The organism is Streptococcus sp. 959, from assembly GCF_013277075.1.
GTDB lineage: Bacteria > Bacillota > Bacilli > Lactobacillales > Streptococcaceae > Streptococcus > Streptococcus pseudopneumoniae_C.
Window position 1 is genome coordinate 1 of record NZ_VMMF01000012.1, and the last position, 12,361, is coordinate 12,361.

Genomic DNA, 12,361 nt, shown 5'->3' on the forward strand with positions numbered 1-12,361 from the left:
AGAAGAGAAAAAACAAGTGGAAGACAAAGTCAAAGCGAAGAACCCAGGTAAGGAAGTCACTGTAGGGGAAGACGGCACCGCAACGTTGAAAGATCCAACAACCGGCATCAGTCACCAAATTCCAGGAAGTGACTTGGTCAACCAAGGATTCACCCCAGTGAAACCAGACGAGAAAGTTCCAGTTAAAGACAAAGCGCACTTAACTCCAGAAGAGAAAAAACAAGTGGAAGACAAAGTCAAAGCGAAGAACCCAGGTAAGGAAGTCACTGTAGGGGAAGACGGCACCGCAACGTTGAAAGATCCAACAACCGGCATCAGCCACCAAATTCCAGGAAGCGACTTGGTCAACCAAGACTCTGGTGTAAACGGTATTCCAGAAGTATCTCCAAGTCAACCAGCCTACACCGATCCAGTAGGAACAAGTAGTACAGATGGCGAAGGCAATGTAATCACACCACCAACAGCAGAATTCCCAGCCTACACCGATCCAGTGGGCACAAGTAGTACAGATGGCGAAGGCAACGTAATCACACCACCAACAGCAGAGATTCCAGCCTACACCGATCCAGTAGGAACAAGCAGTACGGATGGAGAAGGCAACCTAATTACCCCACCAACTGCAGAAGTCCCAGCCTATACAGATCCAGTCGGCACAAGTAGTACGGATGGCGAAGGCAACTTGATTACACCACCAACTGTAGAAATTCCAGCCTACACAGGCAGTGTTAACGGCATTCCAGAAGTTACCCCAGCTCAACCAGACTATGAAGGTAGTGTAAATAGTATTCCAGAAGAAATACCAGCTCATCCAGATTACGACGGTAGTGCTAATGAAATGTCAGAGGGAACGCCAACATCTGAAACTACAATAAATAAAGATCGACAACTTCCAAATACAGGAACAGAGAAATCAAATACATCACTTGTTGTAGCTCTCTTAGCAGCTATGACTGGTGGACTTCTCATTTCACGAAAACGGAAGGAAGAAGAGTGACGGCTTGTAGATTGTACAGTCAATAACAAGTAATTTGTATAAAATCAGTAAAATGAGTTGATATACAAATAACTGTGTTTAAATCAGAAAGCAACGTGTTTAGCGTTGCTTTTTGATATGGGCCCATGTTTTCTCAATAGGATTGTACTCAGGTGAGTAGGGAGGAAGTAGTAAAAGTTTATTCCCAAATTCTTCACATAAGAGCTCTAGATTCCCCATTTTTTCTTGCTTTTTATATCGAGGTGTGACATATTTTATATAACGAGGTGCGATATATCGAACTGAATAGGAGGTGGCTATACATGGAATTGACGGATAAGATTCGTCGAGTTTATCTTCCGATGACGGAAACGGGTTTTTATATCTTGTTCTGTCTGCAAAAAGAACGTCATGGTTATAGTATTACACAAAAGGTCAGGGAAATGACAGATTCGCAAGTTTCGATTAGTCCTGGGACTATGTATGGTACCTTGTCAAAAATGGAAAAGGATGGCTTGATTGCCTTTGTCCGAGAAGAGGAGAAACGGAAAATCTATCAGATTACAGACTTGGGACGCAAGGTCTTAGATATTGAATTGAAACGTATTGAACGGCTCTATAGAAACAGTCGGGAGGAAGTATGATGGAAAAGAAAATTGTTTATCGAATTTTTACAATTGCGGATTATGAGAGGGAGGCTCTATACTTTAGAGAAATGCATGTTAAAGGCTGGAAACTTAGAAAAGTAAGCTATTCTATTTTATTGTTTGCAGTTAAGTATACCTTTGAAAAGTGTCACCCTGAGCAAGTGTCTTATCAGTTGGATTTTTACCCAATGGAAAAATCAGAGAGATCCTCCTATTTACAACTATTTAAAGACTGTGGCTGGGAGCATATTACAGACTTTAATAGTTTTTCCTATTTTAGAAAAGCACATTCTGAAATTGAATCGGATGTAGAGTTTGAAATTTATAATGACGCTGCTGGGAAGTTAGCTATGGTTAATCGCATTTTAAGACTGCGACTAGTACCTGTTTTACTTTTGCTAGCCATACATATACCATTACTATTTATGTTGTTCGATAGAAGTAATACGTTTGATCTATGGAAATTTCTTGTGGTTGGGTTAGATGTTTTCTTGTCTTTAATCCTCTTGTTAATAGTTGTCTATATTAGCTGGAAGTTATGGCATAAAAAGAAGGAATTATCAGATTTATGATAGGATAGGTATGCTCAAAATTGGAGGAGAAGTCATGATCAATAAAAAGCAATTTCGGATTTTTACCATTGTTGATTTGGACAAGGAAGAAGAGTATTTGCATGAGATGCACTTGAAAGGCTGGAAGTATAGAACTAGTCGTTTTGGTTTTTTCTATTTTGACCAATGTCAACCGGACGATGTCATCTACCGTATCTATGATTCTAGATTTCTTAAAAAGTATAAGCATGAACAGCAAGATTTTAGAAATAGAGGTTGGGAATTGATAGAATGAGGTTTTTGTTCAGTTCTTCGTAAACCAGCTTCTGATATGCTTCCAGAGGATCAAATTTATATGAGCGATAATATCAGGTGGGAAGTTATGCAATCTAGACTTCGTTCATGTGCAGCTACTTTTTTAGGTGGAATTGTTGTTTGTATGAGTCAATTTAAAGAAGAGCTTTCTATATCTTTCTTTATTATTTTTCTTTTATATGCTTTAATGTTTTCTTATCTAATCCATGGTTTTTTCAGACTTAAAAAGAAATACCGAGTAGATGGAAGGTAAAGCTCTAGGTCTTTAGACTGATTTTTAGCACTCTTGATAAAAGAGTGCTAATTTTTTGAGTTTTTGTCTTGACATTCTCTTCTAAGGGTGTATAATAGAATCATGAGTTAGCACTTGGATGTATCGAGTGCTAATTGATCAGACAGAGAGGAGTGATGAGATGGTTACAGAGCGTCAGCAGGATATTTTAAATCTGATTATTGACATCTTTACCAAAACGCACGAACCTGTCGGATCCAAAGCCTTGCAAGAGTCTATTAACTCTAGCAGTGCTACCATTCGTAATGACATGGCGGCTTTAGAAAAGCAAGGTTTGCTTGAGAAGGCTCATACTTCAAGTGGTCGCATGCCAAGTGTTGCTGGTTTTCAGTACTACGTGAAACACTCACTGGATTTTGACCGACTGGCTGAAAATGAGGTTTATGAGATTGTCAAAGCCTTTGATCAGGAATTCTTCAAATTGGAGGATATTCTGCAAGAAGCTGCTAATCTACTAACAGACTTGAGTGGCTGTACGGTAGTAGCACTGGATGTTGAGCCGAGCAGACAACGATTGACAGCCTTTGATATCGTGGTTTTAGGGCAACATACAGCCTTGGCAGTATTTACCTTAGACGAGTCTCGAACGGTTACCAGTCAGTTTCTGATTCCAAGGAACTTCTTGCAGGAAGATTTGCTGAAACTGAAGGCAATCATTCAGGAACGTTTCCTCGGTCACACCGTTCTAGATATTCACTACAAGATTCGGACGGAGATTCCGCAGATTATCCAGCGTTACTTTACAACAACGGATAATGTGATTGATCTCTTTGAACACATCTTTAAGGAAATGTTCAACGAAAACATTGTTGTGGCAGGCAAGGTCAATCTCTTGAATTTTGCCAATCTGGCAGCATACCAGTTCTTTGATCAACCGCAAAAGGTGGCCTTGGAGATTCGTGAGGGTCTGCATGAAGATCAAATGCAAAATGTCCGTGTTGCGGACAGTCAAGAATCCTGCCTAGCTGACCTAGCGGTGATTAGTAGCAAGTTCCTGATTCCTTATCGGGGAGTTGGAATTCTAGCAATTATCGGTCCGGTCAATCTGGATTATCAAAATCTAATCAACCAAGTCAACGTAGTCAACCGTGTTTTGACCATGAAGTTGACAGATTTTTATCGCTATCTCAGCAGTAATCATTACGAAGTACATTAAGATTGAAATCATTAAAGGAGGCGAAAATGGCCCAAGATATAAAAAATGAAGAAGTAGAAGAAGTCCAAGAAGAGGAAGTTGTGGAAACAGCTGAAGAAACAACTCCTGAAAAGTCTGAGTTGGACTTGGCAAATGAACGTGCAGATGAGTTCGAAAACAAATACCTTCGGGCTCATGCAGAAATGCAAAATATTCAACGCCGTGCCAATGAAGAGCGTCAAAACTTGCAACGTTATCGTAGCCAGGACTTGGCAAAAGCGATTCTCCCTTCTTTGGATAACCTAGAACGTGCCCTTGCAGTTGAAGGTTTGACAGACGATGTCAAAAAAGGATTGGAGATGGTGCAAGAGAGCTTAGTTCACGCTTTGAAAGAAGAAGGAATCGAAGAAATTGCAGCTGATGGTGAATTTGACCATAACTACCATATGGCCATCCAAACTCTCCCAGCAGACGATGAACACCCAGCAGATACCATCGCCCAAGTTTTCCAAAAAGGCTACAAACTCCATGATCGTATCCTACGCCCAGCAATGGTGGTTGTCTATAATTAGGAATTTTATATGTCGAAACAATATAGTAGGAAGATGAGAATGAAAAAGATAGCGGCTACAAATTGGGCTATTGGAATTGTCGTTTTCTTTCTGGTAGTAGGGATATTTTTTGCTTATCCTATTTCGGAAGGAGCAAAAGTTTCTTATTTTGGAACGCAACCAGTAATTTGGTTGCAAAAAGTATTAGAACTTATATTGCAACCTATTTTAATTGGTCAATTGTTATTATTAATTACAGAGGATATGTCAGTAAATAAGAAAGACTGATTTGGTTTTGTCCGAAACGACACTAAACTATGAAGAAAGGTAAAACATGTTTGGCTTTGCAATAGTGAGCGAAGCGAACCAAAGACGATACTCTTCGCCGTGGCGCTATCTGCGCAAACTTTGAGACCTTAGGCTCAAAGTTTAGTCAAAGAGATTGACGAAGTCAAGCTCTGACGGCGTCGCCACTTAAGAAGAGTATCAAAAAGAAAAAAAGAAGATAAATTTAAGGAGAAAAACACATGTCTAAAATTATCGGTATTGACTTAGGTACAACAAACTCAGCAGTTGCAGTTCTTGAAGGAACTGAAAGCAAAATCATAGCAAACCCAGAAGGAAACCGTACAACTCCATCTGTAGTCTCATTCAAAAACGGCGAAATCATCGTTGGTGATGCTGCAAAACGTCAAGCAGTTACAAACCCAGATACAGTAATCTCTATCAAATCTAAGATGGGAACTTCTGAAAAAGTTTCTGCTAACGGCAAAGAATACACTCCACAAGAAATCTCAGCTATGATTCTTCAATACTTGAAAGGCTACGCTGAAGACTACCTTGGCGAAAAAGTAACGAAAGCAGTTATTACAGTTCCAGCTTACTTCAACGATGCTCAACGTCAAGCCACAAAAGACGCTGGTAAAATCGCTGGTCTTGAAGTAGAACGTATTGTCAACGAACCAACTGCAGCCGCTCTTGCTTACGGCTTGGACAAGACTGACAAAGAAGAAAAAATCTTGGTATTTGACCTTGGTGGTGGTACATTCGACGTTTCTATCCTTGAATTGGGTGACGGTGTCTTCGACGTATTGTCAACTGCAGGGGATAACAAACTTGGTGGTGACGACTTTGACCAAAAAATCATCGACCACTTGGTGGCAGAATTCAAGAAAGAAAACGGTATCGACTTGTCTACTGACAAGATGGCAATGCAACGTTTGAAAGATGCAGCTGAAAAAGCGAAGAAAGACCTTTCTGGTGTAACTTCAACTCAAATCAGCTTGCCATTTATCACTGCTGGTGAGGCTGGACCTCTTCACTTGGAAATGACTTTGACTCGTGCGAAATTTGATGATTTGACTCGTGACCTTGTAGAACGTACAAAAGTTCCAGTTCGTCAAGCCCTTTCAGATGCAGGTTTGAGCTTGTCAGAAATCGACGAAGTTATCCTTGTTGGTGGTTCAACTCGTATCCCAGCCGTTGTAGAAGCTGTTAAGGCTGAAACTGGTAAAGAACCAAACAAATCAGTAAACCCTGATGAAGTTGTTGCCATGGGTGCTGCTATCCAAGGTGGTGTCATTACTGGTGATGTTAAAGACGTTGTTCTTCTTGATGTAACACCATTGTCACTTGGTATCGAAACAATGGGTGGTGTCTTTACAAAACTTATCGATCGCAACACGACAATCCCAACATCTAAATCACAAGTCTTCTCAACAGCAGCAGACAACCAACCAGCCGTTGATATCCACGTTCTTCAAGGTGAACGCCCAATGGCAGCAGATAATAAGACTCTTGGACGTTTCCAATTGACAGATATCCCAGCTGCACCTCGTGGTATTCCACAAATCGAAGTAACATTTGACATCGACAAGAACGGTATCGTGTCTGTTAAGGCCAAAGACCTTGGAACTCAAAAAGAACAAACTATTGTCATCCAATCTAACTCAGGTTTGACTGATGAAGAAATTGACCGCATGATGAAAGATGCAGAAGCAAACGCTGAAGCAGATAAGAAACGTAAAGAAGAAGTTGACCTTCGTAACGAAGTAGACCAAGCAATCTTTGCGACTGAAAAGACAATCAAGGAAACTGAAGGCAAAGGCTTCGACGCAGAACGTGACGCTGCCCAAGCTGCCCTTGATGACCTTAAGAAAGCTCAAGAAGACAACAACTTGGACGACATGAAAGCAAAACTCGAAGCTTTGAACGAAAAAGCTCAAGGACTTGCTGTTAAACTTTACGAACAAGCTGCAGCAGCGCAACAAGCTCAAGCAGGAACAGAAGGCGCACAAGCAACAGGAAACGCAGGCGATGACGTCGTAGACGGAGAGTTTACGGAAAAGTAAGATGTTGAGGCGTTAAGAAAACGAAAGAAAAATAGGAAGCCATCGCCTTGTGCGATGCACAAAAGATGGCTTATCTTTTTTCCGAAGTTTTTAGCCGAAACTCAGTTAAGCCTAACTCGTTAAGAATGACTAATCACTAAAGTGATTGTCATTCTACGGCAATTGCTATGGCGACTTGCCTAAACGCCTTACTAGTTCAAAAACAAAGTATAATCGACTTTATTTTTGAACGTCGTAATGATAGGAAGAAATCCAGAGGTTGCAACCCAGCCTCTGTTTTTCGATAAAAAGGGACTAAACCTGATTTATTTGGGTTTTGTCTCATCAATATGAAATATAGGAATTGAACCTGACCTAAATCGAGGTTTGATTCAAAATATCAATAGAAAGGAACAAAGGTGTTCAGGGAATTGAACACGGGCTACGGACTGTGCCAAAAAGATAGTTTTTTCTAGGACGCAAGCGTCCGTCGTCAAAACTCCTATTTTTGCTGTGTCCGTTTGACGCCCTTTGTATCTTGAATTATGAACAATACTGAATTTTATGATCGTCTGGGGGTGTCAAAAAACGCTTCGGCAGACGAGATCAAAAAGGCTTATCGTAAGCTTTCGAAAAAATATCACCCAGATATCAATAAGGAGCCTGGTGCTGAGGAAAAATACAAGGAAGTTCAGGAAGCCTATGAGACTTTGAGTGACGACCAAAAACGTGCGGCCTATGACCAATATGGTGCGGCTGGAGCCAACGGTGGTTTTGGTGGAGCTGGTGGTTTCGGCGGTTTCGATGGGGCAGGTGGCTTCGGTGGTTTTGAAGATATCTTCTCAAGTTTCTTCGGCGGAGGCGGTGCTTCACGTAATCCAAATGCTCCTCGTCAAGGGGATGATCTCCAGTATCGTGTGAATTTGACTTTTGAAGAAGCTATTTTTGGAGCTGAAAAAGAGGTTAAGTACAATCGTGAAGCAAGCTGTAGTACATGTAATGGCTCTGGTGCTAAGCCAGGAACAAGTCCAGTCACTTGTGGACGCTGTCATGGCGCTGGTGTCATTAACGTTGATACACAGACTCCGCTTGGTATGATGCGTCGCCAAGTAACCTGTGATGTCTGTCACGGTCGCGGAAAAGAAATCAAAGATCCATGTACAACTTGTCACGGAACAGGTCATGAAAAACAAGCCCATAGTGTACATGTAAAAATCCCTGCTGGTGTGGAAACTGGTCAACAAATTCGCCTAGCTGGTCAAGGTGAAGCTGGATTTAACGGTGGACCTTATGGTGACTTGTATGTAGTGGTTTCTGTGGAAGCCAGCGATAAGTTTGAACGTGAAGGAACCACTATCTTCTACAATCTCAACCTCAACTTTGTCCAAGCGGCTCTTGGTGATACAGTTGATATCCCAACGGTTCACGGTGATGTTGAATTGGTTATCCCAGAGGGAACTCAGACTGGTAAGAAATTCCGTCTACGTGGAAAAGGAGCTCCGAGCCTTCGTGGTGGTGCAGTTGGTGACCAATACGTTACCGTTAATGTCGTAACACCGACAGGCTTGAACGACCGCCAAAAAGTAGCCTTGAAAGAATTCGCAGCTGCTGGTGATTTGAAAGTCAATCCAAAGAAAAAAGGCTTCTTTGACCATATTAAAGATGCTTTTGATGGAGAATAAAAGTAAAAAGAGCCGTTGGGCTCTTTTTGTTTATAGATTTTTTAAGACTTTTCTTAAGTGATGACGGACGGTAGCGACCTTCTTCGAAGTTACATACTTAAACTTTGAGCCCAGGTCTCAAAGTTTCCGGACACCTGAAACCAAGCTGTTTCAGGTGTTTTCATTACGGCGGAAAGCCTGGGAAAGTCTTTGATTTAGTTATGAAACGGTGAATAATACTCTTCAAAAATCTCTTCAAACCACGTCAGCGTCGGCTTATCTACAACCTCAAAACCGTGTTTTGAGCTGACTTCGTCAGTTCTATCCACAACCTCAAAACGGTGTTGTGAGCAGCCTGTGCCTAGCTTTCTAGTTTGCTCTTTGATTTTTATTGAGTATGAGTTGCCTAAATTATGATGTATAGTTGATGGGATATAACTTGTTTACCTTTTAAAAAGAGCCGTCGGGCTCTTTTTACTTATCTTCAATTTCCTGTGTTTCTTTGATCACAGCTAGTCTAGTCTGGATATCCTTTTCCAAGACCTTAAACTTGTAAGTCAGGTCTTCTTGGTATTCCTTGATGAGTTCTTTTTGCTGGTCGATGATTTGCAGGCTATTTTGGATAATATCCACATCGTCCTTGATAGCTTGAACGCGGTCAGTTGTATTCAAGACTTCATCTGTGATGGTTTGACGATTTTTTGTGACCAGATAACTTCCGGCTGCAGCTCCTGCAAATAGCAGTAGGTTGGATAATTTCATGGCAACTCCTTAGGCGTTTTTGATGGTTTCAGCGACTTGAGCAAGTTTGTCAAAGTCTGGTTCGTGGGCGATAAAATCAATCTTGAGGTCATCGTCCGCACCGTAACGAGGTACAAGGTGAACGTGGGTATGAAAGACGGTTTGACCAGCGATTTCTTCGCAGTTGGCAATGATATTCATGCCAGCAGCCTTGGTAGCTTTCATGACTTTTTGAGCCACTTTTGGCACTTGGGCAAAGAGTTGGCTGGCGCTAGTAGCGTCCATTTCCAAAAGATTACGATAGTGTTCTTTTGGCACGACCAAGGTATGTCCTGGTGTCACTTGAGAGATATCAAGAAAGGCAAGAACCTGCTCATCTTCATATACTTTTGAAGCAGGGATTTCCCCTGCGATGATTTTACAAAAAATGCAATCTGACATAAAATCTACCTCTACTGTATTGAATTTTGATATAATATAGCTACATTATACCAGATTTGGAGAAAATATGTTAGAAATTAAAAATCTGACAGGTGGCTATGTCCATGTCCCTGTCTTGAAAGATGTGTCTTTTACTGTTGAAAGTGGACAGTTGGTTGGTTTGATTGGTCTCAATGGTGCTGGGAAATCAACGACAATCAATGAGATTATCGGTCTGTTGACACCTTATAGTGGTTCCATCAATATCAATGGCTTGACCCTGCAAGAAGATGCGACTAGCTACCGCAAGCAGATTGGTTACATTCCCGAGACACCTAGCCTGTATGAGGAATTGACCCTCAGAGAGCATATCGAAACAGTTGCCATGGCTTATGGTATTGAGCAAAAAGTGGCTTTTGATCGAGTAGAAGCTTTGTTAAAAATGTTCCGTCTGGACCAGAAATTAGACTGGTTTCCAGTTCATTTTTCAAAAGGGATGAAGCAGAAAGTCATGATTATCTGTGCTTTTGTGGTGGATCCGAGTCTCTTTATCGTGGATGAGCCTTTCCTTGGTCTTGATCCGTTGGCTATTGCAGACTTGATTCAGCTTTTGGAAGTGGAAAAGCAAAAGGGTAAGTCTATTCTCATGAGTACTCACGTGCTGGATTCGGCGGAGAAGATGTGTGATGCCTTTGTCATTCTCCATAAGGGAGAGGTGCGTGCCAAGGGGAATCTCCTGCAACTGCGCGAAGCCTTTGATATGCCTGAGGCTAGTTTGAATGATATTTACTTGGCTCTGACCAAAGAGGAGGACCTATGAAAGACTTGTTTTTAAAGAGAAAGCAGGCTTTTCGTAAGGAGTGTCTTGGTTATCTGCGCTATGTTCTCAATGACCACTTTGTCTTATTCCTGCTTGTCCTGTTGGGCTTTCTAGCCTACCAGTACAGTCAACTCTTACAACATTTTCCTGAAAATCATTGGCCTATCCTTTTGTTTGTAGGAATTACGTCTGTTTTACTTTTGCTTTGGGGAGGAATTGCCACCTATATGGAGGCTCCAGACAAGCTCTTTCTCTTAGTTGGAGAAGAGGAAATCAAACTCCATCTTAAGCGTCAAACTGGCATTTCCCTAGTCTTTTGGCTCTTTGTACAGACCCTTTTCTTGCTGTTATTTGCGCCTTTATTTTTAGCAATGGGTTATGGCTTACCAGTTTTTCTGGTCTATGTGCTTTTATTGGGGGTAGGAAAATATTTCCTCTTTCGTCAAAAGGCCAGCAAATTTTTTACTGAAACTGGTCTCAACTGGGACTATGTTATTTCTCAAGAAAGCAAGCGCAAGCAAGTCTTGCTTCGTTTCTTTGCCCTCTTTACGCAGGTAAAGGGAATTTCAAACAGCGTCAAGCGTCGTGCCTATCTGGACTTTATCCTAAAGGCTGTTCAGAAGGTGCCTGGAAAGATTTGGCAAAATCTCTATCTGCGTTCTTATTTGCGAAATGGAGACCTCTTTGCTCTCAGTCTCCGTCTGCTCTTGCTTTCCTTGCTGGCGCAGGTCTTTATTGAGCAAGCTTGGATTGCGACAGCAGTGGTAGTGCTGTTTAACTACCTCTTGCTCTTCCAGTTACTGGCCCTCTATCATGCCTTTGACTACCAGTATTTGACCCAACTTTTTCCACTGGACAAGGGGCAAAAAGAAAAAGGCTTGCAGGCTGTAGTCCGAGGATTGACCAGTTTCGTCTTAGTAGTGGAATTAGTTGTTGGGTTGATTACCTTCCAAGAAAAACTAGCCCTTCTAGCCTTGCTGGGAGCTGGTTTGGTTTTACTAGTCTTGTACTTACCTTATCAGGTCAAACGTCAGATGCAGGACTAATCTTGCCTATATGACACTAAAAAAGAAGTTGAGTTCAGTTTGTCTCAACTTCTTTTATTTTCTACAAGATAATGGTTGGTCCGTAGAGACTCAACTTGGTCTTGACTTGGTCAAAGTGGAAGCGGTCATAGGCCCGCCAAGCGGCGCGTGTAGGAGCATCTGGATTGAGGGCGCTGAGTCCCATGAGAAGACTGGAAGTCTGGTAGAATTTTTCCAGTTCAATCAAGACGCGATTATCCACAGTCTCAGCCTTGGCTAGAAAACCAAGAATAGAGTTTAATTGCTCCTGAAAGCGGACGTCGTCAGCTGTTGCCTGTTTGCATGCTTGATAGGCTTTGTTTAAGTCAGTAATCAAAGTTTGAGCTGTTTTGATTGGGTCTGTCATTTACGTGACCTCCTATATAATTTATATTTTAAGGTAAGGGATTGTGTAAATCTCCTAGTGAGGCACCTATATTATTAGCAACATTGCCAACTATGTTGCCCCAATCAATGATACATTTACCATTATCAAGATTAGCTTTATTATATGAATATCCATTTCTACATAGTACATTATCGCTAATTATATGAAACGGAGAATACCATCCATATGGAATACTACCGCCATTTATATGAGAAAGTTCGATTGATGTTAATTGTTTTGTTTTATTTGACTTGGCCATAATTTTCTCCTTGTTATATTTACGTCAATTGCAATAGAGTATATTTATAGGGTGTTAATCATGGTGGATGTGAATAAATCATATGCAGCCCTCCTTTTTTGATGATTTTTAAAGTTATTGCAAACATAATCTTTCTATAATCATAGTTTATCACTTTTAACTCTTTTTTTTTATTCAAATCTTTAATTGTCATTGAAATGTCTTGAATTGCGCT

14 protein-coding genes and 2 pseudogenes are annotated in these 12,361 nt (G+C 41.1%); 11 read left to right on the forward strand and 5 right to left on the reverse strand.

Going from position 1 to position 12,361, the window contains the following annotated elements; translation table 11 throughout:
- On the forward strand, positions 1–994 hold a 994-nt coding region (locus HT717_RS03890), incomplete at its 5' end, for an LPXTG cell wall anchor domain-containing protein (protein WP_205380547.1).
- A gap of 108 nt (positions 995–1,102) precedes the next feature.
- Here HT717_RS03890 and HT717_RS03895 read toward each other — a convergent pair.
- A pseudogene (locus HT717_RS03895) lies at positions 1,103–1,216 on the reverse strand (transposase); the annotation flags it as partial.
- An 80-nt stretch (positions 1,217–1,296) separates the two neighbouring features.
- On the opposite strand from HT717_RS03895, the gene HT717_RS03900 reads away from it, so the two are divergent.
- From HT717_RS03900 to dnaJ, 8 genes and pseudogenes are all read left to right on the forward strand, one after another.
- Entirely contained in the window at positions 1,297–1,617 is a 321-nt protein-coding gene (locus HT717_RS03900; RefSeq protein WP_173304442.1) for a PadR family transcriptional regulator, read from the forward strand.
- A complete protein-coding gene (locus tag HT717_RS03905; RefSeq protein ID WP_173304466.1) occupies positions 1,617–2,192 on the forward strand; it encodes a DUF2812 domain-containing protein in 576 nt (191 codons plus the stop codon). Before HT717_RS03900 ends, HT717_RS03905 begins: the two co-directional genes overlap by 1 nt.
- Positions 2,193–2,226: 34 nt before the next feature.
- Positions 2,227–2,739 (forward strand): annotated as a pseudogene (locus HT717_RS03910) (DUF2812 domain-containing protein).
- 160 nt (positions 2,740–2,899) lie between these two features.
- Entirely contained in the window at positions 2,900–3,934 is a 1,035-nt protein-coding gene (gene hrcA, locus HT717_RS03915; protein ID WP_173304444.1) for a heat-inducible transcriptional repressor HrcA, read from the forward strand.
- Positions 3,935–3,960: 26 nt separating this feature from the next.
- Positions 3,961–4,485 (forward strand): nucleotide exchange factor GrpE, encoded by a 525-nt coding sequence (grpE, locus tag HT717_RS03920; RefSeq protein WP_084930060.1) that lies wholly within the window; start codon positions 3,961–3,963, stop codon positions 4,483–4,485.
- Positions 4,486–4,524: 39 nt separating this feature from the next.
- Complete coding sequence (locus HT717_RS03925) at positions 4,525–4,752, forward strand: hypothetical protein (RefSeq protein ID WP_125411465.1); 228 nt, start codon at positions 4,525–4,527, stop codon at positions 4,750–4,752.
- A 239-nt stretch (positions 4,753–4,991) separates the two neighbouring features.
- Positions 4,992–6,815 carry a molecular chaperone DnaK gene (gene dnaK, locus HT717_RS03930; protein ID WP_173304446.1) on the forward strand — a complete coding sequence of 608 codons (1,824 nt, stop codon included), beginning with the start codon at positions 4,992–4,994 and terminating at the stop codon, positions 6,813–6,815.
- Between the two features lie 524 nt (positions 6,816–7,339).
- Positions 7,340–8,476: a molecular chaperone DnaJ gene (dnaJ, locus tag HT717_RS03935; RefSeq protein WP_049538867.1), complete on the forward strand. Its 1,137-nt coding sequence runs from the start codon at positions 7,340–7,342 to the stop codon at positions 8,474–8,476.
- Between the two features lie 453 nt (positions 8,477–8,929).
- On the opposite strand, the gene HT717_RS03940 is transcribed toward dnaJ, so the two are convergent.
- Both HT717_RS03940 and HT717_RS03945 read right to left on the reverse strand, forming a co-directional pair.
- On the reverse strand, positions 8,930–9,217 hold the full coding sequence (locus HT717_RS03940) for a hypothetical protein (protein WP_000777754.1): 288 nt from the start codon (positions 9,215–9,217) through the stop codon (positions 8,930–8,932).
- A 9-nt stretch (positions 9,218–9,226) separates the two neighbouring features.
- The gene (locus tag HT717_RS03945; RefSeq protein WP_140833392.1) at positions 9,227–9,637 is read right to left on the reverse strand and encodes an HIT family protein; all 411 of its coding nucleotides are present in this window, start codon (positions 9,635–9,637) and stop codon (positions 9,227–9,229) included.
- A 67-nt stretch (positions 9,638–9,704) separates the two neighbouring features.
- On the opposite strand from HT717_RS03945, the gene HT717_RS03950 reads away from it, so the two are divergent.
- Positions 9,705–10,436: an ABC transporter ATP-binding protein gene (locus HT717_RS03950; RefSeq protein WP_140833394.1), complete on the forward strand. Its 732-nt coding sequence runs from the start codon at positions 9,705–9,707 to the stop codon at positions 10,434–10,436.
- Positions 10,433–11,482, forward strand: a complete 1,050-nt coding sequence (locus HT717_RS03955; RefSeq protein WP_173304448.1) for an ABC transporter permease — start codon at positions 10,433–10,435, stop codon at positions 11,480–11,482. Before HT717_RS03950 ends, HT717_RS03955 begins: the two co-directional genes overlap by 4 nt.
- Before the next feature lie 61 nt (positions 11,483–11,543).
- Here HT717_RS03955 and HT717_RS03960 read toward each other — a convergent pair whose 3' ends face one another.
- On the reverse strand, positions 11,544–11,867 hold the full coding sequence (locus HT717_RS03960; protein ID WP_000131863.1) for a hypothetical protein: 324 nt from the start codon (positions 11,865–11,867) through the stop codon (positions 11,544–11,546).
- A 28-nt stretch (positions 11,868–11,895) separates the two neighbouring features.
- Complete coding sequence (locus HT717_RS03965; RefSeq protein WP_001130044.1) at positions 11,896–12,147, reverse strand: hypothetical protein; 252 nt, start codon at positions 12,145–12,147, stop codon at positions 11,896–11,898.
- Between the last annotated feature and the right edge of the window lie 214 nt (positions 12,148–12,361).